We start from the raw sequence: 26,085 nt of genomic DNA, 5'->3' as shown, positions 1-26,085 counted from the left end.
GAGAAAAAATATGGCTCAAAATTACTATGACGAATTTGTCAAATTACCTTTGGATAAAATGGCACAAAAAATGGAGGATATGACATTCCTATACAATGAGACACGTGTTCCAAAAAAACATTATAAGGAAAGATTGTCGGTAGCTGTGGAAGAAATAATTGAATCAGGTGTCGAAATGAATCTCATTGCGACGTACTATCGAACACTGGAAGAACTGAAAAAGCAAAATGCAAAATGGTTTTTCCAAGCCTTACTATGCTTGGAAGTAGGCGTCAAACCAAGCACAATCAAACCTTCTGAATACCAAGCTTTAGAACTAACGTATGCGAAATTTATCGAAACGAAAAAAGCTAAGACTGTTTCAAGTGAATGGTTAGATTATTTTGAAAATATCAATAAGTATGGCGCCTATTACACCATGAAAAAGGAGGACAACGAAAATGAATAAGGTGATTTATCAACTAACAATGGAAGATGTGTCACACTTTTTAACAAACAAAGAACATTTGAATGAAGTAATCAGACGGATTCAAAAAGACTTTAGTTGTATGGAAGAAATGAAGTACTTTATTCAAAGAGTGGAAGAACAATTGTATTTGGAAAGTGAAACGAGTCAAACGAAGGTTACAGTCAGCCATAATCGTTTAGACATGTATAAACGTCGTCCTGACACATTAAAAAAAGGAGCGGAGCTTCTACGACTAGAAACAGAAAAATATATCATGAATGTTTACCTAGAAAGGAGTGAACTGGTCGAAAACTTTGTCAGCTACACGATTTGCAGGAAACACTATTACTCAGAATCAGAATATTATTCAATTTTTGAGAGCATGGAATTAATGGAAGAAGAAATGGAAGAGCTAAACAGCAAAGATGCGACGGTAGACGATTATTACCTTGTATTTACTAGATTTTTGACGTGTGGGACGGAATCTATCGTGTTAATGGGAATGGATTATGAACTCGCTGTACCCGAAGCATTTTTGAGGGAATATGTAGAAGAAGTAGATAACCCAGGCGACGACTGGTACACGACTTTAACTGATTTTTTAGACACCTACACTTACGACGATACAGAAGAAATCCAAAATGAACTTGACCATAAACGAATGCCATATCAACGATTTGAAAGGAAAAAAGGTCAATAACCATTTATACCGAAAAGTGAGGATGTGTGAAATAAGACCAAAAAACCTTGAAATTAAGGGAATGGTTCTTATTTCGCACCAATCGCTCCAACCGCCCCCGCCGCTTAGGTGGTGCGAAATAAGCGGGCAAAGCCCGATAACCTAAGAGAAAGAAGGAGATCCATATGAATAAAATCATTCCTCTATTGTTCGTACTGTTTGTTGGCGAGATACTTATGCGTCATGGGGCAGCTCTACATTTAAACTTCGTAGTATTCTTAGGAATACTGGTATTTTGTTTGATCTTTTGGCGCTTTGTGTTAACCCTTTTGAGTCTAATATTCAAGTTGATTGCAGCCGTATTCTTCATAAGATTATTTCGATGAAAGGAGAGGGTACCAATGCCAATTGCAGTAGGGAATAAACGGTTACCCGTTACATTGGATGAAAAGAGACAAAAAGAATTGCAGCAACTAAAGCAGAAGTACGGGAAAAGTGAATCTAAGATTATGTGTATTGCGTTAGATCTACTGATCGCGCAAGAAAAAGCAGGATTTGATGTACCAGCACTAAAAAAGTGACGTCACTTTTTAATTTGATTTATATAAGTGATATCACTTTTAGCAAGGAGGGAAATAAGTGGCGAGTAGTTCACAAAAACAGAATTGTCACTTTTCTATTTAAATGGCAAAAATTTTTAGTAATAAATGACAAAAGCTACCAATTTTTTGGTAGCTTTTTATATACCTACCACTAAACTATCTCTTGCTGCTTCGACAACTTCTACAGTAATCTTATCCATTTGATTGATTCTTAAAATACGATCAATCTGTGCAAATAAACGATGAATAAGCCTAAAATTTCCTTTTGTAATTTTAATGATAGTTGTGATAGCCTCATAATCAGAAAAATCTTCTAACTTAATATCAATTTCTAAGTCTGACCATTTGTATTCCAAAATATGATGTGTTTCATCCTTACTAGTGAAGGAAACCAATGCACGACTTAAAAGTACTTCTCAATACCAACGTGGGCTTGGTAAAAAAATGAAACGTTATTGGAAACTCCTACAAAAAGAAGAAGCAAAGTTGAACGATGAAAAACGGGTTTGGCGTGCCAGTTTCAGAGATTACTTAACTGAAAGTGAGATTGTCGACCGATTGTTAGCTACTTGTCCCAATCTACGACAAGGCTATCAGTTATACCAAGATGTTCTTTATGCAGTAAAGAAAAGAGATCATTCTCTATTTGAGGACTGTTTATCCAGAGAAGTCAGCCAGTTACCTGAAACTTATGCGACAACTTTGCGAACATTTAAAAAGTTTCTGCCACAGATCCCAAATGCCCTCCGCTACAGTTATTCAAATGGACCACTAGAATGTTTAAACAACCATATTAAAGTATTAAAACGCAATGCTTATGGGTTTCGAAATTTTTATAATTTCAAACGACGGATCATGATTCGACACGGTAAAACCATTTTAACCAAATAAAAAGAACAGAAAGAATACTTTTTTCTTTCTGTCTCAATTATTCTAAGATTTCTCTTTACCAACATCATTTGACAAAGAGCCGGCTTCGACTTAGATTTATTACAAATATTATTAAATTAATACTATTTTACGTTATTTTGTTTTTTGTGTAACTTTTAAAAATACCTATGAAAATAAAAACGATTAATTATTATCTTAATTTATGTTTTATTTACTTTTGAATTGTGAATTACCCTAGTCAAGAAAACAATTTATGATATGATTATGTAGGGGAAACTTGTTTACAAATATTTCTGTGAATATATTAGTCTAATTATGTTTTTTTGTAAAGAGCTGTCATTTTTATGTAAGTGAATTATATCTTAATTTATCTATCATCCATACTTAGGAGTGAATCTATGGAAAAGCCATTCATCAAGTCATTGACTACTGTGGTGGTAGGTGCAGGTGCTATTGCGATCTGTTTGTTTGGATACCATATCAATAATCAGCGGCAACATCAGCAACGGATCAATTATGCAGAATCTGCCATCACCAATCAAAAAGACACCTTGACTTCTTTATCAAAAGAAGTAGACAAGCTGTATAGTACAAAAGAAAAAAATTTTCTAAACCCTGAAATAACAGAAGAAACAATCACAAGTTTGTCAAATAAGCTATCCTCTGTCAAACTTTCAGCAGATGATTACGACATCAAAGAATCAGAATTGCCTAAAGAAGCTGTTGCAATCCAAGATGAGAAGAAAGCAATCGTGACACAGTTAGATAGTGCAGAATCAAAACTGAAGATCCAGACAGCTGTCAACGATTTATTTACTAAAAATGTATCAAACTGGCAGCAAGCTGTAGACGATGTCGTCATCAAAGAAAAGGTGACAAGTGCAGATGTCGCTCGTGTACGTGAAAATATGAGCTTTTTTAAAGATAGTCCTTGGAAAACGGTTGTTATGCAATATCTAGGATTCGCTGATACCCAGATCGCGCAAGTCACGCAACTAGATCAGTTATTCGATACGATGTTAAAGGATGGTCAAGTGACTGCCACCGCTACTTACGATCAATATTTGACGGCGCTCAGTCAAATAGAGCAGATCCGGAATGAAAAAATAAGCGTAGCATACGCAACAAAAGCACAAACTGTTGCTCAGCAAATGGGCTATAGCAATATAAGCTATTGACAGTTAAAGCGTTGATTCAAGCAAGGTTAGCAAACGGAGGAAACTATGGCAAGACGAAGAAGAAAATCAAGAGGGAAAAAAATATTTCTGATTATTTTAGCAGTTCTTATCGTATTAGTATTAGCAATTGTAGGAGTAGGAGCAAAATTATATCTGGATCTCTCACATTCTATTGAGAAAACTTACGAATCAGTGGAACGAACCCAAGGAGAACGAACGAAACCAGTTGATCTGGACAAACAAGAATCTTTCTCTGTTCTATTGATGGGGATTGATACTGGAGATTTAGGTCGGGTCGATCAAGGAAGATCAGATACGATGATGGTTGCCACAGTCAGTCCTGAAGACAAACAGACAACGATCGTCAGCATTCCTCGAGATACGTATGTCGACATCGTAGGTCGTGACACAAAAGACAAGATCAACCACGCTTACGCATTCGGCGGAGCTGCCATGGCGATGGATACCGTACAAAAATATGTAGACATCCCAATCGATCACTATGTCTCTATCAATATGAAAGGGCTAAAGGAACTCGTTGATGCAGTTGGTGGTATCGAAGTCAATAATGACCTCACTTTCTCACAAGATGGCTATGACTTTCCAATCGGTAAAATTACATTGAACGGGGATCAGGCATTATCTTATTCTCGTATGCGTTATGAAGATCCAAATGGTGATTACGGTAGACAAGGGCGCCAAAGAAAGATCGTAGAAGGCGTAGCAAAAAAAGTATTGAGTCTAAATGGTGTCAGCAACTATCAATCCGTTTTGAATGCTCTAGAGTCGAATATGAAAACAGACATGAGCTTTGATGAAATGAAAAAAATCGCTTTAGATTATCGGGAGGCATTTGGTACGATCAAGCAAGATCAACTGCAAGGAGAAGGCTTCATGCAAGATAATATCTCCTATCAAAAAGTCAGCGATCAAGAACTTGATCGTGTGAAAAAAGAATTAAAAGATCAAATGAATCTAGAGAATAAATAGGAAAGTGGAGAAAAAATGGAAGAGACAATCAGCTTGAAAGAAATTTTTGAAACATTACGCAAACACTTGGTAACAATCATCATCTCAATGTTTGCTGGCTTGGCCATCTCAGGAATCGTAACATTTTTCATCTTGACACCAAAATACAGTTCACAAGCACAATTGATCGTGACACTGCCACAATCAGACACAGCAAATGTCAATGATGTCAATACGAACCTGCAAATGATCAATACGTATAAAGATATGATCGTCAGTGATTTAGTGCTAAATGAAGTCAAAGATCGTTTAGAAACAGAAGACAATGTGAAAATGACTGCTGAACAAATCAAAGAGGCCATCTCAGTCAATCAGTCACAAAATTCACAAATGTTCTCGATCCAGGCAATAAGCACGAATGCAGTGACTGCTCAACAGATCGCTAACACAACTTCACAAGTTTTCCAAGAGAACGCAAAAGACGTGATGAATGTCGATAAAATCTCGATTATTTCAGGTGCAGTTGCCAATACGACACCTGTTTCGCCAAATAATAAATTGAATTTAGTGATTGGTTTAGTATTAGGAATGATGGTAGGCGTAGGTCTGGCATTCTTATTCGAATTACTCGATCGGACAGTGAAAGATGAAAAATATGTGACGGATACATTAGGATTTCCAATCTTAGGAACAGTACCAGAAATGTCAGCGAAAGAATTGAACGCTGGTATCCGTAAAAAAGGATCAGCTCCTGCACGACCAAAAGCTACAAATGGTAAAACAGCCCCATCACGCAGAAGCCGCTCAAGAGTCTAGGAGGAAGAAAAATGGCACGAACACAGAAACAAAAAGCAGCACAAACTCATGCAGTCAGTTTGATCACATTAACAAACCCATCTTCACCAATCGCCGAACAATATCGTACGATCCGGACGAATATCCAGTTTGCCTCCGCAGCTGGTCAGCAAATCAAAACGATTGTCGTGACTTCATCAGGTCCTGGAGAAGGAAAATCCACCACTGCAGCAAACATTGCAGTCGTTTTTGCTAAATCAGGTCAACGAGTTCTACTAGTCGATGCAGATTTACGTAAACCCGTCGTCTATAAGACATTCCAGCTGAACAATGCCAGTGGATTAAGTACAGCACTTAGTTCATCAGGAAGTGTAGCAGATGTGATCCAACGAACGCCAGTCGAGAACTTGTCGATTTTGCCTAGTGGACCTAAGCCACCCAACCCATCAGAATTGTTAAGCTCGCCAAGAATGGATCAGATCCTATCCGAAGCAAGACAGTTATTTGACGTGGTGATATTCGATATGCCACCAGTAGTAGCCGTAACAGATGCACAGATCATGTCTTCAAAAACGGATGGCACTTTATTGGTCGTACGTGAAAATATGTCACGTAAAGAATCCTTGACTAAAGCAAAAGAACTGCTGGAGATGGTACAAGCACGAGTTTTAGGTGTTGTATACAACGGAGCAGAACATAGCAAAGATGCTGGTTATTACTACGGAAATTAAGGACTAAGAAGAGAGGAGACAAGAGAAATGATCGATCTACATTGCCATATCCTACCAGGAATCGATGACGGGGCAGAAAACTTAGAAGCAAGTATTGCAATGGCTGAAAAAGCGATTCAGCAAGGCATTACGCATATTTTATGCACACCACACCACAATAATGGAAAATACAGCAATGAAAAATCACAAGTCATTTCTCTAGTCGCTTCGTTACAAGCCGAATTAGAGAAAAGACAGTTGCCTTTGACGTTATTGGAAGGACAAGAAGTACGTATTACCGGAACGCTCATCGAAGACATCCACCGAGATGAAATTTTATTTACAGATTTAGATGATACATATCTTCTGATCGAATTTCCGACACTGGAAGTGCCGTTATATGCAGAACGGCTTTTTTTCGAGTTGTTAGAACTAGGAAAGACACCAGTGATCGTCCATCCAGAACGTAACGCGCATTTTCGTAAAGACCCGAATCATTTGCTTCCATTCCTAGATATGGGATGTTTGGCCCAACTTACTGCGCCAAGTTATGTTGGTGTATTTGGCAAAGATATCCAGAAAACAGCCAAAACGATGGTCAAACATAATCTTGTGCAGATGGCTGCTTCTGATGCCCATGGGGTCTCTAAGCGCACCTTTTACTTAAAAGAGTGCTATGAGCAGATTGCCAAGGACTTTAGTAAGGAAAAAGTAGTACAGATGAAACAAGTCGCAAAGGATCTGATCAACGGGGATGAAATCAGTTATCCAATCTATGAAGAGGTAAAAAAGAAGAAGTTTGGTTTATTTTAGTTCTTTATTCGTAGATAAAAAGGAAATGAGGAGAGAGTGAAGATAGTGAAAGGGACTGAAAGTATGGAAAGTGAAGATTTATTATCTCGTATTAGTGAAGTACATCCTAATCAAGTTTGGTTGGATAAAGAAAAAGTAGAAAAACGATGTATCTATTTATTTTTTAAAAGAATGATTGATATTATAGGAAGCATTATTGGTTTGATTTTAGCTTCTCCTTTGATGTTTTATGTAGCTTATCGAATCAGAAAAGAAGAGCCAGGAAGTCCAATATTTTTTAGCCATACACGTGTTGGTAAAAATGGAAAAACATTCAAAATGCATAAATTCCGTTCTATGTGTTTAGATGCTGAAGAAAAATTGGAAGAGTTACTTGATCAAAATGAAATAGAAGGCGCAATGTTCAAGATGAAAGAAGATCCACGTGTTACCCAAATAGGTAAAATTATCCGTGCTAAAAGTATTGATGAATTGCCACAGCTATGGAATGTTTTAAAAGGAGATATGAGTCTAATTGGCCCACGTCCACCTTTGGAAAGGGAAGTAGCTGAGTACACGAGATATGATCTTCAACGCTTGTATGTAAAACCTGGATGTTCAGGTTTGTGGCAAGTTAGTGGTAGAAATGATGTTAGTTTTCATGCAATGGTTGATTTAGATTTAGAATATATAACTAATCAAAGCCTATTGAATGATTTTAAACTAATTATCAAGACAATTTGGATCGTTATAAAACCAAATGGGGCATATTAAGGAGTGTAAGTTATTGAAAATTTGTTTAGTAGGTTCAAGTGGAGGACATTTGACTCATCTATATTTATTAAAAAATTTCTGGGAAAAAGAAGAAAGATTTTGGGTAACATTTGATAAAGAGGATTCGAGAAGTATGTTGAAAGATGAACGATTTTTTCCATGCTATTATCCAACAAATCGTAATATAATAAACTTAATCCGTAATTCTTTTCTCGCTATTAGAATACTATTAAAAGAAAAACCAGATTTAATCATATCTTCCGGTGCAGCTGTAGCAGTTCCGTTTTTCTATTTAGGTAAATTAATCGGAGCAAAAACTATTTACATTGAGGTTTTTGATAGAATTGATGCGCCAACCCTGACTGGAAAATTAGTATATCCTGTGACAGATAAATTTATTGTACAGTGGGATGAGATGAAAAAAGTGTATCCAAAAGCAATTAATCTCGGAGGTATATTTTAATGATATTTGTGACTGTGGGAACACATGAACAGCAATTTGATCGTCTAATAAAAGAAATTGATAGATTAAAAGAAAGCAGATTGATTTCAGAAGAAATCTTCATGCAAACTGGATTTTGCAACTATATACCTAAAACTTGTGATTTCCAACAATTTTTATCTTATGAACAGATGGAAGAATATATTGATAGAGCTCGTTTAGTAATCACTCATGGTGGCCCCTCTACATTTATGAATGTTTTAAAAAAGGGGAAAAAACCTATAGTTGTTCCTAGACAAAAACGGTTTAGTGAACATGTAAATGATCATCAATTAGAGTTTGCTGAAGCAGTTAAAAAAAAAGGCTATGATATTTATGTACTTAAAGAGATTAATGAACTTTTAAATTTATTAAATAATTCTAAAAATGATATAGAAATTAAGGTAAATAGTAATAATTTAAAGTTTTGTGAAAAACTAGAAAGCATTGTAAATAGTTTGGATATCAAATAATTTTTAGAGAAGGAGGAATTTTAAAGTATGATACCTAAGAAGATTCATTATTGCTGGTTTGGAAAAAATCCACTTCCAAACGAAGTAAAAAAATGTATAGAATCATGGAAGTTGTTTTGTCCTGATTATGAGATTATTGAGTGGAATGAAGAAAATTATGATGTATTCAAAATTGATTATATGGCTGAGGCTTACAAAGCAAAAAAATATGCTTTTGTTTCTGATTACGCTCGATTGGATATTATTTATAATAATGGTGGCATATATTTAGATACAGATGTAGAATTGATTAGACCATTAGATGATCTTTTACATCATTCTTGTTATTTGGGGATGGAGTTACCGGGTAGAGTCGCTACTGGATTAGGTTTTGGTGCTGTCAAAGGCAACAATTTCTTATATGAAAACATGAAATATTATGAACATAATCATTTTTTTTATAAGGGTAGAATGAATCTTACAACTTGTGTGGAAATAACGACTAATATTTTAAAGAAACACGGGCTATCTAATGATGATAATATACAAATTATCAAGGATACGATAATTTTTTCAACAGAATACTTTTGTCCCTATGACATTGAAAAAGGTATTACAAATCTTACATGTAATACTATTTCTATACACCATTATTCTGCATCGTGGTATCAAGGTGGAAATATCATTAAAAATATTAGAAAAAAAACTATTCCTATAAAGATTAAAATAAGAAAAAGAATTGATAGTTCTTTTGGTATTGGAAGTTATGAAAAAATAAAAAAGATATTAAAGGGATTTTGAGATGACAAATAGATATTCTATAATTAGTGATTTAAGTGAAAAAATTTTTATGGTGTTTTATGTAATAATAGTTTTTAGTTTAATTTTAAGTATGAGCACATATTCCGTTATATTTCCCAATTTACAATTCAATATAAATAATATTCAGAGAGTATGTTTTAGCTGTTTACTATTAATGTCTCTATTTAATTTAAAAAAGAAGTATATATTTTTAGCTTTGCTTATAATATTTTTTGGAGTAGCCTCTTTTTATTTTACTAAATCGGCATTATTTTTATATAATATTATATTAGTTTTGAGCTCTAGTCTTTGTTATTTTAATCGTCTGGTGAAAATCTTTTTCTATACAGCTACTTTTACTACTTCAGCAGTTATAGTTTCATCATTAATTGGTATAATTCCAAATCTTATAATGATAAGAGAAGAAAGCTCTGTTTTACGATATGCTTTAGGCTTCAATCACGTTAATAATTTGGGTAGTATACTTACTATTTTATTCTTTTGCTCTTGGTACTTATTTAGAAAAAAAAATTTTACATTACTAATCATAAATTGTCTTTTTATCTTTTTATCTCAAGCAATTTTAAATAGTAGAACCTCTTTAATAATAATGCTTATATTCATATTAATATATGCATTTATAAATAAATACGTATTATCTGATTATTTATTGTTTTTTTATGCTGTAGTTTTATCATTTATAGTAGGAGCAACAATTTATTTTTCAATACACATAGCAAATGATAAACTTGATTTGTTATTTAGTGGACGCTTAGGTTATTTATATAAGACACATGCATTACATGGATTCACGTATTTAGGACAATATTTAGGTTTAGAAAATCAAATAGCCAAAGAATCCGTTTTTTATGTATCAAAAAATCATATTATTTTAGATAATGCTTTTGGAAGAATGATGATGGAATACGGTTTTATCTCATTGATAACTTTTTCTTTTACGTTATATTTTTGTATTAAAGAGGCGATAAAGTATGATGATACTATATTAGTTTTGATATTTTTATCCATAGTATGTATCAGTTTTAGTGAACTTTATCCTATAGATTTTAGGCTTAATCTATTTCCTTTATTTTTATTAAGCCGTAAAGCTAATAATATTAAGTTATTGAGAGGGCATTTATGATAACAATATTTACTCCTACTTATAATAGAAAAAAAGAAATAAAAAAGTTATACGAATCATTATTAAATCAAACAAGCAAAGGCTTTGAATGGCTTATAGTCGATGACGGTTCAACTGATAAGACTAAGGAGTTTTTTTTATTATTAGAAAAACAACACTTACCATTTAAAATACGGTACATTTACCAAGAAAATAGTGGCAAACATGTAGCTTATAATACAGCTATAAAAAACATGAAAACTGAATGGCATGTTGTAGTTGATAGTGATGACATTTTATTTGAAAAATCAATAGAAATATTTGAAATGAGAATTCAAGAAATAGAAAATGATATGATAGGATTAATTTTTCCGAGGAAAAATTTAGATTCTATTGATATCTCTCCATGGATTGAAAAAAAAATCCCTATGAATATTCCTGATATCAAGTTTAAGTTTGGATTAAATATTGAAACTTGCATTGTTATAAACAATAAATATATTAAAAAATTTCAATTTCCAAAATTTAAAGATGAAAAATTTATGAGCGAAGAAAGCCTATATTATTATTTAGCAGACTATGGTAAATTTTTGCCGTTTAAAGATCAAGTATATGGATATCGTTATCTAGAGGATGGTTGGACAAAGAATTTATTTAGAATTTGGGAAGAAAATCCTTTAAGTACACTGTATTCCCTAAAAATGAGAAAAAAATATATACAGAAACATGTAAAAGGATTAAAGAAAACCAAAGAATTAATCAAAGTATCTATGAATATAAATAGTCTAGAATGGTTAAATGAAAAAAGTTTCAAAAAATATATTAAAGGAAAAAGTATAAAACAGTGGTTTTATGTTCCAATTTTTTTTATTTTTAAAAAGATACGTTTTGAGAGGAAAAAATAGTATGATGGTTAGCGTAGTAATACCTACTTTTCAACGTAATGATTTCTTGGAGAGAGCAATCAATAGTGTTTTCAAACAAAATTTTACTGATTATGAAATCTTAATCATTGATGATAATGTAGGAGAAAATGTTTATAGAATTAATAATAGAAATTTAGAAAATAAAATCCAAAACAGCAAAATACGCTTTATATATAACGAAAAAAACCTTGGAGGAGCTGAAGCAAGAAACATTGGCATTAAAGAAGCACAAGGTAAATATATCGCCTTTTTAGATGATGATGATATTTTTTTGCCTGAAAAATTAAAAAAAATGATTTCAGTTCTTGAAGAAAAAAAAGGAGTAATGGCTTATTCTTTTGTCAAATCAAATTTAGGCCAAGAATGGAAAAATGTATATAATGGAAATGCCCTATTTGAACTTTTTAAGGTAGGATCAATTGCTGCTACATCACAATGGATAATTCTTCGAAAAGCATTAATAGAGGTCGGAGGATTTGACAATACACCAGCAAAACAAGATTCTATACTAACATGTAAATTACTTGCAAATGGTAATGAGATTATTTGTATAGAAGAGTTTCTATCAGTTTATTTTGAACACGAATTTACTAGAATAAGTACAAGCGGAAAAACACTTATTGGTGAAATCAATCTTTTTAACAAATATAAATCAATAAAAGATAGATTCTCGATTCAGGAGCAAAAAGAGATCGAATTAAATTTCAATTACAGAATATTTAAGTATAAAATTAAAATGAAAAAATACGTTTCTGCTAGCCAAAACCTTTTCAATATAGTAAGAAACAATCCTTTTAAGGGATATGAATTAATTAAGAAAGATTTTATTAGAGGAGGAATGAAGTAAGATGCGTATCGCACTTTTTGGACTCGGCTATGTTGGCTTAGCTAACGCTTTATTACTTGGCCAGCACGAAAATGTTAAAGCATATGATATCGTTGAGGAAAAGATTAATATGCTAAGAAACAGACAATCACCTTTAGAGGATAAAGAAGTTCACGAGTTTCTCGAACGGGATGATTTAAATGTGGAATTTACTAAAGATTTCGAGGAAGCTGTACTTTTTGGTGATTACTTGATCATCGCTACACCGACAGATTACGACGAAAAGAAAAATTACTTTAATACTTCCACAGTTGAAGATGTTATTGAAAAAGCCCTGATCATTCGACCAGATGCAACTTTTATTATTAAGTCAACTGTTCCTGTGGGATATACATTAGAATTAAAAGCAAAATTTAAAACAGAGAATATTGTTTTTTCTCCAGAGTTTTTAAGAGAAGGGAAGGCATTGTATGATAACTTGTATCCTTCTCGAATTGTTGTAGGAGAGTGTTCTGATAGAGGGCAAGAAATAGCGGATATGTTTGAACGGAACGCTTTAGATAAAGATGTGCCAGTTCTTTTGACACATCCTACTGAAGCTGAAGCAATCAAATTGTTTTCAAACACTTATCTTGCTTTACGCGTAGCATATTTTAATGAGTTAGATACTTATGCCGAGTCTCGAGGATTGAACACAAAACAAATCATTGAGGGTGTAGGATTAGATCCTCGAATTGGCTCTCACTACAATAATCCCTCATTTGGTTACGGAGGATATTGTTTACCTAAAGATACAAAGCAGCTAAGAGCAAACTATGAAAATGTTCCAAGCAATATCATCAGTGCAATTGTAGACGCAAATACGACAAGAAAAGATTTTATTGCAGACCAAATTTTAGCGAAAAAACCTAAAACTGTAGGAATCTATCGTTTAACAATGAAGGCAAATTCTGACAACTTTCGGTATTCATCTATCCAAGGTGTAATGAAACGTATCAAAGCAAAAGGGATCGAAGTCGTAGTTTATGAACCAACACTAGATAAAGAAGCATTCTATCATTCACGGGTGATCAAAGATTTTGACGAATTCAAGAATATGTCAGATGTGATTGTATCAAATCGTATGGAGCCAGCTTTAGCTGAAGTAAAAGAAAAAGTTTATACGAGAGATATTTTTAGACGGGATTAACCATGAAAAATTTAGCTAGAAATTTTTTTTATCAGAGCTTGTTTCAAATTACTAAAATCATTATCCCTATAATTACTATTCCAATAGTATCGAATGCGCTAGGGCCAAGTGGAATCGGTATTTATAATTATACTTTTTCAATTGCTCAATATTTTGTTTTAGTTGCTGGATTAGGTGTCGCAATTTATGGAAATAGAGAAATTACTTTAATACTTAACAGAAATAAAGAAGAATTATCAAAAGTATTTTGGGAAATACTGATGTTTAAAGCAATGACAACTATTTTTGTTCTTATGTTTTATTTTGCTTTAACTTTCTTCTTAGAGAATAAAATTTATTTATTGATACAATCCTTGACGATTATAGCCGTATTTTTTGATGTTTCGTGGTTTTTTATGGGGATTGAAGACTTTAAAAAAACTAGTATTTCTAATTTATTGGTACAAATTGTTACGTTTGTTTTAATTGTTTTCTTGATTAAAAATGAAGGAGATGCATTAAAATATACACTTATTCAAGCGTTAGGTTTAGTATGTTCGCAAATAAGTGTTTGGCTGTTTATTCCTAAGTATATTCATTTTGTAAAAGTAAGTATAAGAAATAGCTTTAATCACTTAAAGGGATCATTTGAATATTTTATACCGCAAATAGCTATTATGTTGTATACAAATTTGAATAAAACGCTTTTAGGATTTACTATGGGCAGCATGGCGGTTGGATATTTCACTAACTCATTACAATTGAATACCGTTTTTATAACCATTATTACTACGTTAGACTTAGTGTTATTACCTCATATGACTGGCTTTTTTGCAAAAGAAAATGTGACTAGAATCGTTCGAATGATGGAGAAAACTATACATTTACAATTATACTTTTCAATACCTATTATGTTTGGCATGCTAACTGTTTATGACAAATTAGTGCCGTGGTTTTTTGGAGAAAAATTTATATACATTAATAATGTTATTCCTTATTTTTCAGCTCTAATAATAATTATTCCGTTAGGTATGTCAATTTCCAGACAATATTTAATGCCGATAGGGCACGTCAAGGAATATAACAAATCAGTAATTGTTGGGGCCATCATCAATATCGTAGCCAATTTAATATTGTTACCAACTATTGGTTTTTTTGGTGTAGTTTTTTCGAATATTTTAGCAGAATGCTTTGTAACTTTTGTAAGGACAAGATCTTTCTTAAAGAGTACAGATTTTAAATTTGAATATCGTAAAATTGGAATCTTTTTGCTAGGCGGAATACTTATGTGCATAGTAACACGTTCTTTAACAAGTAATTTATCAAGTAGTATTTTGACTAATTTGATACAGTTTGCTATTGCTTTGCCTATTTATTTAACCATTACTACTCTATTTAAGGCAAATCCGTTCCTTGATTTATTAAGGAAAAAATAGTTTTTACAAGTAAGTTGATAATTAGAACTTTGTTCAATAAGAAAGTGATTTAAATAGCTTATAAGAATTGAAAAATGTGAATTTTCATCATCCCTAATCTGGAACAGAAAGCACAAGCTTCTGTTCCAGATTTTTTTATTATTTCCTTTTGTTTATTTATTTTGTAGTATTTTTAGCCATGCTAAAGTACACGATAGCTTTTATCTAAAATGGGAAATGAAACTAATAAATTATAGTAGCGAGATACGTAAGGCATTTTTTACAGTTTTTCTAGCAATTGTTATCAATTGTAAATCAAATACCCTCAATTCTCCCCCATACGCAATACATAGGCGTCAAGCAAGATTCTCGCGATGATCTGGAGAGGCAAACGCGACCGTACTTCATAATCAGGGAAATAAGAACCTTCTGATTTGAAACCTACGAGATTGATCTCGCAATAGTCTTTCAGTGTAGAGGAATGATTGGCTGTAACTAGAATCGAACCAATCTCTGCATCATAGCAATTCTTTGCGGCGGTGACGAGTTCTTTTTTCTCGCCGTTCAAAGAAACAAAAATAACGCTGTCTTTCTTAGTTAGTTTCCGACTGATGCTTTTGATGATTTCTGGATCAGTATGCATTTGACAATTTTTCCCTGTTAATTGAAGTTTTACGAGCATCTCTTGACCAATCATTTCTGAAAATCCTCGTGCAAAGACAAAAACCCGGTCAGCAAATTTGATTATTTGTATCGCATCCTCAATATTTCCGATTTCCAACATATTGATCGTACGTACCACTTCTTGTTCATTTTTTAGAATGGCTCGGCGGATGCCTTTGTCTACTTTATCTAAGAAAGAAAAATTGATGTTCTTGTTTTCTCCTTCTTTTAGATGATACTTAAACGAAGTAAACCCTTCATAGCCTTTCTTTTTCATTGTCCGCACAATGGTGGCTGTTGAGACATTTGCTTGTTCACTTAGTTTCACAATGGAGTAGTTAGGGATCTCTAGGATATGGTGTTCGATAAAGTTTCAGAGGTACTGTTCTGTTTCACTTAATTTGTGATCCATATTCTTTCCTTCTTTCACCAAAAGTTAGTTAAAAAATAGGCTCTTTGTCAAATGATGTTGGTAAAGAGAAATCTTAGAATAATTTGGGCAGAAAGAAGAAAAACTTCTTTCTGTTCTTTTTATTTGGTTAAAATGGTTTTACCGTGTCGAATCATGATCCGACGTTTGAAATGATAAAAATTTCGAAACCCATAAGCATTGCATTTTAATACTTTAATATGGTTGTTTAAACATTCTAGTGGTCCGTTTGAATAACTGTAGCGGAGGTCATTTGGGATCTGTGGCAGAAACTTTTTAAATGTTAGCAAAGTTGTCGCATAAGTTTCAGGTAACTGGCTGACTTCTCTGGATAAACAGTCCTCAAATAGAGAATGATCTCTTTTCTTTACTGCATAAAGAACATCTTGGTATAACTGATAGCCTTGTCGTAGATTGGGACAAGTAGCTAACAATCGGTCGACAATCTCACTTTCAGTTAAGTAATCTCTGAAACTGGCACGCCAAACCCGTTTTTCATCGTTCAACTTTGCTTCTTCTTTTTGTAGGAGTTTCCAATAACGTTTCATTTTTTTACCAAGCTGTCACTTTTCTATTTAAATGGCAAAAATTTTTAGTAATAAATGACAAAAGCTACCAATTTTTTGGTAGCTTTTTATATACCTACCACTAAACTATCTCTTGCTGCTTCGACAACTTCTACAGTAATCTTATCCATTTGATTGATTCTTAAAATACGATCAATCTGTGCAAATAAACGATGAATAAGCCTAAAATTTCCTTTTGTAATTTTAATGATAGTTGTGATAGCCTCATAATCAGAAAAATCTTCTAACTTAATATCAATTCCTAAGTCTGACCATTTGTATTCCAAAATATGATGTGTTTCATCCTTACTAAGGTTATCAAATTCATGCGCAAATCCTATGCGAGAGTAAAGTTGCGGATAACGAGACAACCTTTTTTCAATACCAGGCATACCGATAAGAACCATTGCCAGATCATTTCTATCATAAATATCTCTTAGCTGTTCTAAATGCTGAAGCTTTAAACGATCAATTTCATCGACAATAATTAAATCAATTGCTTCATAGGTTTTAGGCACAGAAGGATATTCTTGATTGTATTTTAATACCATATGCATTGCTTTAGTCAGACCTATTCTACTAGTTATTGTGTTAATATCAGAACTGACACGAGACATCTTTTCAGCTGGTGCAGTATAAAAAACTTTATTTACACTTAATATTTCATCTGTTGCATTTTTTCCAATATCATCAGCACGATGATAGGCAATTTGCTTTTCTATATTATCCCAGTTACAGTAATACCTTGAAGATAATGTTTTACCTACGCCAGGAGCACCATAGCAAATTCCAATATACTTATATTTAATACATGCGTCACAAAATTCAGCAAATCGTTTATATTCTTTTGTTTCAATAAAGGTTTTATTCATTATAGTACCTCTTTAAAGCTGATTTCTTAGGTGGGTTAGTTATTTCTTCATACTTTTTCTCTTCAATTAATAATTCTACAGAACTTGGTACTTGTATCTTTTGTTTTAATAATTTTTTTCGTTTATTTCTAGCAAAAATTAAATCATCCATATTGATTTCATAATTTGAAATATCTGGAGAAATGGCATTACAAAGAAACTGATTCTTATAAAATACTCTAATTTCTGCCAAATCATTTGGCGTATAACGGATTAAAACAGGTTCTCCAACAAACGCAGATAAATTAGGATTAGTATATCGTAATCTTTGGAAATGAATTCCATCAGAGTGGACTTTTCGAGTTTTGGGAATTTCTAATAACAATAAATCTAACTCTTCTAAACTATTAGGCATATTCGGTAAAAATAAATGCTCACTCCATTTTTTTATCGGACTTACTTTAATAGAAGAATGATTTGTTTGATTATATTCATTGATAAGAAAACAGTGTAATTTCTCTTTAAATTCTTGAATAGTTAATAATTTTTCGTTGCAGTTATTTTCAATATAACCTGGTAATCCTTCTAAAAGCATTTGGTTAATCGTCTGGAAAAAACGCTCAATTTTCCCACGCCCTCTTGGAATTCCTATGGTAGAAAAAATGAGATTTATTCTTAAATCAACAGCGACTTGTTCCATAAAATTTGAAGTAAAATCACTTCCGTGATCCGTATAAAAATTTTCAGGAATACCACATATAGGCCACGAAGAATCTTTTTTTGTCCAAATAGCTTGATGTAAGGTTAATGATGTATTGATTGCTGAAGGGGCAGAAAAACTCAAATAATAACCAGCCACAGCTCGACTATAATCATCTAATATAATAGTCAACCAGGGACGATTTATATTTCCTTTTTCATCAAGTAAATTGATATTTAATAAGGTATGATCTGCTTGCCAAATTTCATTCGGTCTTGTTGCTTCCCTTATAGCAATTAAATCATAATTCTCTTTATATATTTTCTCTCCCTCATGGGCTAACTGAATGAGACTTTTGGGAATCCTTTTACGCAATTTATAAATTTGAGAATAACTTGGTATATCCAGTTTGTTCTCTTTACAATAGGAAGCAATTTTTCGAGATAATGTCTTTGTACTTATTTTTTTGTATCTCAATACGAATTCTTCTATTTTTTGTTGAACTTCTTCTGAAACCCTAATTTGCTCAAAATCAGTTCGTGTCTTCCTAATTAAACCAACTAGACCATCATGTTCATATTTTTGTACCCAACGATAGAGTGTACGAGTAGGTACTTTATTTTTAATAGCTATTTCTTTTATCGTTTCTTGTTTATTAAGATAATGCTCAATAATTTTATATTTTTTCATCGCATCTATTCTTTGTTGATCAGAAAAACTAGTGAGCGTTTGTTTTTCCATCTTTTTCATCCATTTTATCTAAATAACGATAAATCGTTGTTCGAGAAACATTCCAACGTTCGGCAATCGTCTTAATAGGCGTACCACTATCCACTAAAGTCTTCAGTAATTCCAAATCCTGAGAGGTCAATTTTTCAGGACGTCCACCAAACCTTCCTCTTGCACGTGCGGCAGCACGTCCAGCTGCTGATCGTTCCAAGATCAAATTACGTTCAAATTCTGCAAATGCCGCAAACAAATGAAACATGAGCTGTCCTGTAGAACTTGATTTGTCCATCGTAATATTTTCTTGAAGACTATGAAAACTAACACCACGCTCATTCAGTCGATTGACGATTGAAATCAAATCTTCCATATTTCTACCTAAACGATCTAAGCGCCAAACGACAAGTGTATCGCCAGAGCGAACAAAATCAATGGCCATTTCTAATCCTGGTCGATTACTTTTTGCCCCACTCATATGATCAGTAAAAATTTTTTCACAACCAAATGTATTTAGGCTGTCTTCTTGTAAATCCAAATTTTGTAAACCAGTAGATACTCGGGCGTATCCTATTTTCAAAAAAATCACTCCTTCATTAATTTCATTGTAACATAACTTTATACCAACGGTATAAATGAACATAGATTTTGTGATGGGTTTGTGAACACTAAAAGTATAGAAAAATTTAAATTTAAGGTAAAAAAATGAAGTGTCCAGAAACGCCTGATTTTCTGGACACGATTGAATGGATGGCTAGCTAATGATAAAATAAAGTGGTTCTGTTGCAAAGTTTTAAATAAAGAATAAAATCCCTTACGGTATCTATGATTTAAGCTGGGATTCCCAATAATACCTTGATTTCAGTACAGACCGAAAACCCGAAGAGAGTGCCTTCTTTTCGGGTTTTCTTATATAATCCTCGAATGGCTTCCATGCCTTTAATCGTGGTAGAGGCAGTGCGTAAACTTCGATAGAATTTATTGCGTCTCTTTACTGGACGATGGTCTTGTTCAATCAAATTATTCAGGTATTTAATGGTACGATGTTCTGTCCCTTGATAAAAGCCGTATTCTTTTAGTTTCTTAAAGGCACTTGTAATAGAGGGGGCTTTATCTGTGACTACAACCTTCGGTTCATCAAACTGCTTCACTAACCGCTTAAGAAAAGCATAGGCTGCTTGTGTGTCCCGTTTTTTACGTAACCAAATATCCAAGGTTAAACCATCTGCATCGATGGCTAGATACAAATAATGCCATTTTCCTTTAATTTTGATGTACGTTTCATCCATTTTCCATGAATAAAAGGATTTTTTATTTTTCTTTTTCCAAATTTGATAGAGTAGTTTGCCATATTCTTGCACCCAACGATAAATCGTCGTATGAGAAACGTTAATGCCACGATCATATAAGATTTCTTGAACTTCACGATAGCTAAGGTTATAACGAAGATAGTAGCCCACGGCTACAATAATCACATCCTGCTGAAATTGCTTTCCTTTAAAATGACTCATCGTCATTCCTCCTGCTATCTTTTTCTATTATTCTACCTTATCTGATAGTAGATTTAAAACTTTGCAACAGAACCGCTTTTATCAAGGGACAGAACATCGTACCATTAAATACCTGAATAATTTGATTGAACAAGACCATCGTCCAGTAAAGAGACGCAATAAATTCTATCGAAGTTTACGCACTGCCTCTACCACGATTAAAGGCATGGAAGCCATTCGAGGATTATATAAGAAAACCCGAAAAGAAGGCACTCTCTTCGGGTTTTCGGTCTGCACTGAAATCAAGGTATTATTGGGAATCCCAGCTTAAATCATAGATACCGTAAGGGATTTTATTCTTTATTTAAAACTTTGCAACAGAACCCGTTATGCGATTGATTTGAAAGATACGGATTTGATTAAAGCTTTTGAGCTAGGCGGTGTACCACTGACTAAAGAAGAAGCTCAGGCGGTACTGACCAAAGTACAGGATAAGAACAAAGATAATGCAGAAAATAATGTGTATGAAAAAACCATCAACAACCAAGTTTTTGACGCATTCCTAAATGGCCTGATTCTCTTGGCGCGGGGTCCGCAAAAAGATAAGCCGATAGTAGATACGCCGCAAAAAAGCAAGGAAATCAAATATATCAACAATGTGTTGCTAAAAAAATTAAAAATCGCCTTGTCTATGACCACTGATGATATTTTAGACGTTTTTGCTGAGGCAGAAATCTATCCATCAAAAGGCGAAATCGGGGCATTTTTGAGAAAAGAAGGCCAACGAAATTTTAAGCCTTGCGGAGATAAATATATGCGTAATTTTCTCAAGGGGTTAGGAATTTATAATCGGAGAAAAGTATAAAGAAATTTCATGAGAAATCAAAACAATGGTTGTTTTGATGAGAGCTAGTTTTTGTATGAGATTAAAATATTATCTTAATCGAGGAGCTGGATTGGTTTTATGAATGATGAATATAAGAATGATGAAGATAAGATGCTTTTTGAAGAGATAGAGAATCGATGTAGGCTCAATTTTGAGCTTCGGGGAAAGATGTCTTTAATACAACAAAAAAAGTATTTAGCGAATAAATCAGAGTTTACTCTGGGACATGTTGAAAAATTAATCTCGGATTGGATTAGTAGTAGAAGCGAATTTACAAAAATAAAACAGCCGATTAAATTTGACATGAAAAAACTTTTGTTAAATAAGAGTGAGATAGGTAATAGAGATCAATATATTAGAGCTAAAGGGCAAGAAATAATTGATTCATTAGGTGAAATGAGGTCATACAATTATTTGTATGTAACACATAGAGCTGATGGAATGGTCATTACTGTGGGGAAATCTTCTTCTAATGATATTTTTTTAGATGGAGATCTTTTTTATCAACTCAATATAAATCACTTGTCTGGCACTGAAAATATAATTTTAAGGACGGAATATGGCAATGAAATATTTGCAAAATATGATGAGATTTTAAAAAATTATTTAGACTGGGCTTGGATAATTCCGGTTGAGTCAGGAGATGCTAAGAAACTGGAGAGATTATTGGGCGATGAACTAATTAATAAAAAAGTACCAATTTTAAATTATTATTCCCATAGACAATAAAAGGCTATTTTTCATGATAATACTAGTTATAACTGTAAAAATGGAAGAAAATCTGGGAAAGAAGTTTTTAAATAAGTGTATTGTTCGATTTTAATAAATAATAAGCAATACCATCCGTCTGTGTTGCGCAACATCGCACTACAATGAATATTTTTTCACAAAAAGAAAATCATCCATCGAATGAATGGAAGGTTTTAGTATACACGAGGTTAATGCCCCCTCTTTTATAATCAGAGGAGTGAGATTTTTTCTATGAATGTTTCTATTTTCTTATTGCTAGTCTAGTTTCTCTTACGATGAAATTGGGATTCTATTCCAGTTTTTATTGATTTGCTGATAAAATAACTTGAATGGTGGATATAAACATGATAAATAAGAGAAGAATAACAAAACGAGGTTGTGAAAAGATTCTCAAATGAGTATAATAGAAAGAAAAAGGAGGAAGAATCAATGAAAATAGCAATTGCAGGCGCTGGTGCAATGGGAAGTCGCTTTGGGTTGATGCTTCACCAAAGTGGGAACGAAGTATTATTAATCGATGGCTGGGCAGAACATGTCCAACAAATCAAAGAACATGGATTACAAGCAAATTTTAATGGTAAAGAGGTAGAAGCAAAACTACCAATCGTTCTTCAATCCGAAGTAGAAAAAGAAGATCAAGTTGATCTGATTATTCTATTTACCAAAGCGATGCAGCTGGAAAAAATGCTGCAGGATATCCAATCATTAATCAAAAAAGATACAGAGGTCTTATGTCTATTAAATGGTATCGGGCATGAAGATATTATTGAGAAATTTGTACCAATGGAAAATATCTATATTGGAAATACCATGTGGACGGCAGGTCTTGAAGGTCCTGGTCAGGTCAAATTATTTGGAAGTGGTTCAGTAGAATTACAAAATTTAGGTGATGGAAAAGAAGCAGCTGCAAAAAAATTAGCAGACAAATTGTCTGAATCAGGATTAAATGCTCATTTTTCTGACAATATTCACTATTCTATTTATCGCAAAGCATGTGTGAACGGAACAATGAACGGACTATGCACAATCTTAGACGTTAATATGGCTGAGCTAGGAAAAACATCGACTGCTCATAAAATGGTGGCGACGATTGTCAATGAGTTTGCCAAAGTAGCAGCAGTAGAGAAGATTGAACTAGATGTCCCAGAAGTCATTGCACATTGTGAATCTTGTTTTGACCCGGAAACAATTGGGTTACATTATCCTTCAATGTATCAAGACTTGATTAAGAACCATCGATTAACAGAAATCGATTATATCAATGGCGCAATTTCTAGAAAAGGGAAGAAATATGGTGTTGCGACGCCTTATTGTGATTTCTTGACTGAGCTTGTCCATGCAAAAGAAGATAGTTTGAACGTAAAATAAAGGAGAGATTGAATGGAAACTTCACAAAAAATATCACCGAAAATTTTTCTGAATAAAGTCCTCGCTGGTACAGCAACAGGAATCATTATTGGATTGATTCCTAATGCAGTATTAGGTGCCATTTTAAAATATTTTAGTGCGTATCCCTTTGCGGTAACGATCGCACAGTTAGCAGTTATTTTTCAACTAGCAACACCTTTGATCATTGGTGGTTTGATTGCCTTACAATTTGGATTTGATCCGATGAGAATGATGGTTGTAGCCGGAGCTTCTTTTGTTGGTTCTGGTGTAGTCAAATTCACACCTGATTTGGGTGAAACGGGTGTTTACGTTGGTGCTGGTACAGGCGATATTATTAATACGATGCTGACAGCATCGATTGCTGTCGGGCTGATTTTACTGATTGGAAATAGTTTTGGGTCAGTGTCGATTGTGTTAACACCGATTGTTGTAGGTGTAGGTGCAGGTTTACTTGGTTTTTATTTATTCCCTTTTGTAACAGCAATTACTTCTGCAATTGGATCATTGATTAATAACTTCACTACCTTACAACCGCTGTTAATGTCTATCTTGATTGGTTGTTCCTTTGCCTTTTTGATTATCTCTCCTATTTCAACAGTAGCAATCGGAATGGCAATCCAACTAGATGGTGTTTCTGCTGGTGCGGCTGCGATGGGCGTAGCTGCAACCACTTTTGTTTTAGTAGTGAACTCTTGGAAGGTTAATAAGTCAGGTGTGACAATTGCGATTGCTTTAGGCGCTATGAAGATGATGATGCCTAATCTATTTAGAAAACCTGTGATTCTTATTCCTTGTTTAGTTAGTGCAGTGATTACAGCTATTCCTGTCGCTCTATTTTCTATTTCAGGTACGCCTGCTTCTGCTGGTTTCGGTGTGGTCGGACTTGTTGGTCCGTTGGCTTCTTTAGATGCAGGGCTAAATGGCTTTCTTGTTGTTCTTTGTTGGTTAGTCATCCCTGTTTTTGCGGCACTAATTACTCAATTTTTATGCGAGAAAGTATTTAAACTGTATGATCGAGAAGAAGTCTTCAAATTTTTAGGCTAGTAGATTTTACTAAGAAATTTTCAATCAATGGATGCGTAAGTGAGATGTCAACAACATCTGACTTACGTTTTTTTGCCTTTTTGAGTAGGAGATTGATGCTGACAACTGAACTCTTCAGTGCCATTCGATTTTTTAAAATGTAGAAGAAACTCACCTTTATGTTATTGATTGTTCAAAAGGCAACTAGAATAAAAATATGTGTTAAAATGAGAAAAAATTTGATTGTTGGATGTATCGAATAATCACTAAAAAGTAGGGGAAGAAAATGATTTTTTTGCAAAAATATGGTTTTTATTTTTTATTATTAGGTGTGATTAGTGATTTATCGACACCGTATATCCTTGGCCTTTTTTATCCCAAACTGAATCAAATGACTACCGTAATTAGTGTGTTTGGTGACGTAGATAGTCCAGTCAGACGTGCTTTCTTGGTCTGGTCAGTTGTATCTGGACTTTTTTTTGTTCTTTCGTTGCCTGCGTTGTATCACCTATTTGTTGGAACATCAAAAACACTTGCAATACTTGTTGTTGCAACAGTTGGTTTATATGGGATAGGTGATTGTATTTTTACTGGCTTATTCAGTATCAATACGAATGAAAGCTCTTGGAATCTATCGACTTGGATCCATAATATAGGTTCTGGGCTAGGCTATGCAGGCTTTCTACTTTTCCCATTGTTACTTGTTCTGCTTTATCGTCAAAGTGGTCAAGGTACGCTTAGCCATTTTTATCTTGTTTTAACAGTTATTAGTTTACTAATTGCAGGTCTTTACGGATTAGCACGGATTCCGTCCATTAGTCAGTTTGCCTTCTTTAAGCAATTGGGCTTCTTTCAACGATTAAGTTTTTTCTTTAACTATTTGCCGATGATTTGTTTAAGTTTTTTTCAACTACGAAAGTAGAAAAAGCAGTGTGAAGCTGATTAAGTGGTTCTATGATATTTGGTGTTGTTACTCAAGGCGAGTAAGGACACCAAATATCATAGAACCCTTCTTTTTTTGTATAGATAAACTGCTTCTATCACTGATCATCGATGTTGTCTAACTGATGTCGCCGAATGCAAGCATTACCTTTGTCAGATTAAAAAATACTCGTTACACTTAATATAGAACGACGAAAGAAAGGATGATCTCAATGAAAAAAATGTACGAAACAGCAATGATCAATCGTGGAGGCCGTGATGGCGAAGTTGAGGCACCAAACGGAAGTATGCACATGAAGATCGACCGCCCAGGAATCCATAGTGAAGGGACAAATCCGGAACAACTTTTTGCGGCTGGATACGCATCTTGCTTCAACGGCGCGGTTCAACACATGCTGGAAGAAAATAATCTTGAGTCTGATTCTGAAGTCAAAGCACGGGTATCTTTATTTCAATTAGAAGATGGGGGCTACCAAATCGGGGTCGTTTTAGAAGTTTCTTTGCCAGGACTTGATAAGGACCAAGCAGAGAAAATCGCAGAAGAAGCCCACGCATTTTGCCCATACTCTAAAGCAACAAGAGGCAATATTGATGTGGAAGTGACTATAGTAGAATAAGGGATTCTTAATGTTACTATAAATG

At 33.7% G+C, this 26,085-nt stretch carries 29 protein-coding genes and 4 pseudogenes; 26 read left to right on the top strand and 7 right to left on the bottom strand.

Features of this window, described 5'->3' with window-relative positions:
- Window positions 1–10: 10 nt before the first annotated feature.
- From IGJ32_RS11470 to IGJ32_RS11455, 4 genes are all read left to right on the top strand, one after another.
- Window positions 11–448: a hypothetical protein gene (locus IGJ32_RS11470; protein WP_081123822.1), complete on the top strand. Its 438-nt coding sequence runs from the start codon at window positions 11–13 to the stop codon at window positions 446–448.
- Window positions 441–1,148 carry a hypothetical protein gene (locus tag IGJ32_RS11465; RefSeq protein WP_128479194.1) on the top strand — a complete coding sequence of 236 codons (708 nt, stop codon included), beginning with the start codon at window positions 441–443 and terminating at the stop codon, window positions 1,146–1,148. Before IGJ32_RS11470 ends, IGJ32_RS11465 begins: the two co-directional genes overlap by 8 nt.
- 164 nt (window positions 1,149–1,312) lie before the next feature.
- Window positions 1,313–1,513, top strand: a complete 201-nt coding sequence (locus tag IGJ32_RS11460; protein WP_081123833.1) for a hypothetical protein — start codon at window positions 1,313–1,315, stop codon at window positions 1,511–1,513.
- 15 nt (window positions 1,514–1,528) lie between these two features.
- Window positions 1,529–1,708 carry a hypothetical protein gene (locus tag IGJ32_RS11455; RefSeq protein WP_081123834.1) on the top strand — a complete coding sequence of 60 codons (180 nt, stop codon included), beginning with the start codon at window positions 1,529–1,531 and terminating at the stop codon, window positions 1,706–1,708.
- 158 nt (window positions 1,709–1,866) lie between these two features.
- Here the strand turns inward: IGJ32_RS11455 and IGJ32_RS11450 are convergent.
- Window positions 1,867–2,109: pseudogene (locus tag IGJ32_RS11450) on the bottom strand (AAA family ATPase); the annotation flags it as partial.
- Between the two features lies 1 nt (window position 2,110).
- Here IGJ32_RS11450 and IGJ32_RS11445 point away from each other — a divergent pair.
- The 15 genes and pseudogenes from IGJ32_RS11445 to IGJ32_RS11375 all read left to right on the top strand — a co-directional run.
- Window positions 2,111–2,620, top strand: a pseudogene (locus IGJ32_RS11445) (transposase); the annotation flags it as partial.
- A gap of 398 nt (window positions 2,621–3,018) precedes the next feature.
- Window positions 3,019–3,798 (top strand): hypothetical protein, encoded by a 780-nt coding sequence (locus tag IGJ32_RS11440; protein WP_113803781.1) that lies wholly within the window; start codon window positions 3,019–3,021, stop codon window positions 3,796–3,798.
- A gap of 45 nt (window positions 3,799–3,843) precedes the next feature.
- Window positions 3,844–4,788, top strand: coding sequence for an LCP family protein (locus tag IGJ32_RS11435; RefSeq protein ID WP_010718242.1), 945 nt, complete (start codon window positions 3,844–3,846; stop codon window positions 4,786–4,788).
- Window positions 4,789–4,803: 15 nt separating this feature from the next.
- On the top strand, window positions 4,804–5,583 hold the full coding sequence (locus IGJ32_RS11430) for a YveK family protein (RefSeq protein ID WP_010728225.1): 780 nt from the start codon (window positions 4,804–4,806) through the stop codon (window positions 5,581–5,583).
- Window positions 5,584–5,594: 11 nt separating this feature from the next.
- The gene (locus IGJ32_RS11425; protein WP_081125790.1) at window positions 5,595–6,293 is read left to right on the top strand and encodes a CpsD/CapB family tyrosine-protein kinase; all 699 of its coding nucleotides are present in this window, start codon (window positions 5,595–5,597) and stop codon (window positions 6,291–6,293) included.
- 27 nt (window positions 6,294–6,320) lie between these two features.
- Window positions 6,321–7,085 carry a tyrosine-protein phosphatase gene (locus IGJ32_RS11420; protein ID WP_081125789.1) on the top strand — a complete coding sequence of 255 codons (765 nt, stop codon included), beginning with the start codon at window positions 6,321–6,323 and terminating at the stop codon, window positions 7,083–7,085.
- A 63-nt stretch (window positions 7,086–7,148) separates the two neighbouring features.
- Window positions 7,149–7,838 carry a sugar transferase gene (locus tag IGJ32_RS11415; protein WP_002311294.1) on the top strand — a complete coding sequence of 230 codons (690 nt, stop codon included), beginning with the start codon at window positions 7,149–7,151 and terminating at the stop codon, window positions 7,836–7,838.
- Window positions 7,839–7,851: 13 nt separating this feature from the next.
- A complete protein-coding gene (gene pssD, locus IGJ32_RS11410; protein WP_002311295.1) occupies window positions 7,852–8,301 on the top strand; it encodes a PssD/Cps14F family polysaccharide biosynthesis glycosyltransferase in 450 nt (149 codons plus the stop codon).
- The gene (gene pssE, locus IGJ32_RS11405; RefSeq protein WP_002311296.1) at window positions 8,301–8,792 is read left to right on the top strand and encodes a PssE/Cps14G family polysaccharide biosynthesis glycosyltransferase; all 492 of its coding nucleotides are present in this window, start codon (window positions 8,301–8,303) and stop codon (window positions 8,790–8,792) included. Before pssD ends, pssE begins: the two co-directional genes overlap by 1 nt.
- Before the next feature lie 27 nt (window positions 8,793–8,819).
- Window positions 8,820–9,572, top strand: a complete 753-nt coding sequence (locus tag IGJ32_RS11400) for a glycosyltransferase family 32 protein (RefSeq protein ID WP_325829307.1) — start codon at window positions 8,820–8,822, stop codon at window positions 9,570–9,572.
- 1 nt (window position 9,573) lies between these two features.
- Window positions 9,574–10,716: a hypothetical protein gene (locus IGJ32_RS11395; protein ID WP_002311298.1), complete on the top strand. Its 1,143-nt coding sequence runs from the start codon at window positions 9,574–9,576 to the stop codon at window positions 10,714–10,716.
- Window positions 10,713–11,600 (top strand): glycosyltransferase family A protein, encoded by an 888-nt coding sequence (locus IGJ32_RS11390; RefSeq protein ID WP_002311299.1) that lies wholly within the window; start codon window positions 10,713–10,715, stop codon window positions 11,598–11,600. The genes IGJ32_RS11395 and IGJ32_RS11390 overlap by 4 nt, the downstream gene beginning before the upstream one ends.
- 1 nt (window position 11,601) lies before the next feature.
- Window positions 11,602–12,468: a glycosyltransferase family 2 protein gene (locus tag IGJ32_RS11385; RefSeq protein WP_325829308.1), complete on the top strand. Its 867-nt coding sequence runs from the start codon at window positions 11,602–11,604 to the stop codon at window positions 12,466–12,468.
- 1 nt (window position 12,469) lies between these two features.
- Window positions 12,470–13,636 (top strand): nucleotide sugar dehydrogenase, encoded by a 1,167-nt coding sequence (locus IGJ32_RS11380; protein WP_325829309.1) that lies wholly within the window; start codon window positions 12,470–12,472, stop codon window positions 13,634–13,636.
- Window positions 13,637–13,638: 2 nt separating this feature from the next.
- On the top strand, window positions 13,639–15,051 hold the full coding sequence (locus tag IGJ32_RS11375) for an oligosaccharide flippase family protein (RefSeq protein ID WP_002311303.1): 1,413 nt from the start codon (window positions 13,639–13,641) through the stop codon (window positions 15,049–15,051).
- Window positions 15,052–15,355: 304 nt separating this feature from the next.
- Here IGJ32_RS11375 and IGJ32_RS11370 read toward each other — a convergent pair whose 3' ends face one another.
- The 6 genes and pseudogenes from IGJ32_RS11370 to IGJ32_RS11345 all read right to left on the bottom strand — a co-directional run bounded on the left by IGJ32_RS11370 (window position 15,356) and on the right by IGJ32_RS11345 (window position 20,474).
- The gene (locus IGJ32_RS11370; RefSeq protein WP_325829312.1) at window positions 15,356–16,060 is read right to left on the bottom strand and encodes a MurR/RpiR family transcriptional regulator; all 705 of its coding nucleotides are present in this window, start codon (window positions 16,058–16,060) and stop codon (window positions 15,356–15,358) included.
- A gap of 164 nt (window positions 16,061–16,224) precedes the next feature.
- Window positions 16,225–16,683, bottom strand: a pseudogene (locus IGJ32_RS11365) (transposase); the annotation flags it as partial.
- A 74-nt stretch (window positions 16,684–16,757) separates the two neighbouring features.
- Window positions 16,758–17,561, bottom strand: a complete 804-nt coding sequence (locus tag IGJ32_RS11360) for an AAA family ATPase (RefSeq protein WP_081123835.1) — start codon at window positions 17,559–17,561, stop codon at window positions 16,758–16,760.
- Window positions 17,554–18,981 carry a Mu transposase C-terminal domain-containing protein gene (locus IGJ32_RS11355; RefSeq protein ID WP_325829311.1) on the bottom strand — a complete coding sequence of 476 codons (1,428 nt, stop codon included), beginning with the start codon at window positions 18,979–18,981 and terminating at the stop codon, window positions 17,554–17,556. Before IGJ32_RS11355 ends, IGJ32_RS11360 begins: the two co-directional genes overlap by 8 nt.
- The gene (locus tag IGJ32_RS11350) at window positions 18,959–19,543 is read right to left on the bottom strand and encodes a recombinase family protein (protein ID WP_160232054.1); all 585 of its coding nucleotides are present in this window, start codon (window positions 19,541–19,543) and stop codon (window positions 18,959–18,961) included. The genes IGJ32_RS11355 and IGJ32_RS11350 overlap by 23 nt, the downstream gene beginning before the upstream one ends.
- 250 nt (window positions 19,544–19,793) lie before the next feature.
- On the bottom strand, window positions 19,794–20,474 hold the full coding sequence (locus tag IGJ32_RS11345) for an IS6-like element IS1216 family transposase (RefSeq protein ID WP_165482084.1): 681 nt from the start codon (window positions 20,472–20,474) through the stop codon (window positions 19,794–19,796).
- Between the two features lie 46 nt (window positions 20,475–20,520).
- Here IGJ32_RS11345 and IGJ32_RS11340 point away from each other — a divergent pair.
- From IGJ32_RS11340 to IGJ32_RS11310, 7 genes and pseudogenes are all read left to right on the top strand, one after another.
- Window positions 20,521–20,784, top strand: a pseudogene (locus IGJ32_RS11340) (DDE-type integrase/transposase/recombinase); the annotation flags it as partial.
- A gap of 24 nt (window positions 20,785–20,808) precedes the next feature.
- On the top strand, window positions 20,809–21,318 hold the full coding sequence (locus IGJ32_RS11335; RefSeq protein ID WP_081123635.1) for a DUF1456 family protein: 510 nt from the start codon (window positions 20,809–20,811) through the stop codon (window positions 21,316–21,318).
- A 99-nt stretch (window positions 21,319–21,417) separates the two neighbouring features.
- Window positions 21,418–22,068: a hypothetical protein gene (locus IGJ32_RS11330; RefSeq protein ID WP_002312640.1), complete on the top strand. Its 651-nt coding sequence runs from the start codon at window positions 21,418–21,420 to the stop codon at window positions 22,066–22,068.
- A gap of 450 nt (window positions 22,069–22,518) precedes the next feature.
- Complete coding sequence (locus tag IGJ32_RS11325) at window positions 22,519–23,457, top strand: 2-dehydropantoate 2-reductase (RefSeq protein WP_002291914.1); 939 nt, start codon at window positions 22,519–22,521, stop codon at window positions 23,455–23,457.
- Between the two features lie 12 nt (window positions 23,458–23,469).
- The gene (locus tag IGJ32_RS11320) at window positions 23,470–24,522 is read left to right on the top strand and encodes a PTS sugar transporter subunit IIC (protein WP_002291912.1); all 1,053 of its coding nucleotides are present in this window, start codon (window positions 23,470–23,472) and stop codon (window positions 24,520–24,522) included.
- Window positions 24,523–24,787: 265 nt separating this feature from the next.
- A complete protein-coding gene (locus IGJ32_RS11315; protein ID WP_002330002.1) occupies window positions 24,788–25,423 on the top strand; it encodes a DUF998 domain-containing protein in 636 nt (211 codons plus the stop codon).
- 232 nt (window positions 25,424–25,655) lie between these two features.
- Window positions 25,656–26,060: an organic hydroperoxide resistance protein gene (locus tag IGJ32_RS11310; protein ID WP_081123633.1), complete on the top strand. Its 405-nt coding sequence runs from the start codon at window positions 25,656–25,658 to the stop codon at window positions 26,058–26,060.
- Window positions 26,061–26,085 lie beyond the last annotated feature (25 nt).

The organism is Enterococcus sp. DIV1639a, assembly GCF_050530445.1.
Classification (GTDB): Bacteria; Bacillota; Bacilli; order Lactobacillales; family Enterococcaceae; genus Enterococcus_B; species Enterococcus_B hirae.
The sequence above is the reverse complement of the archived record's forward strand: the minus strand, read 5'-3'. Positions and strand labels throughout refer to the sequence as shown.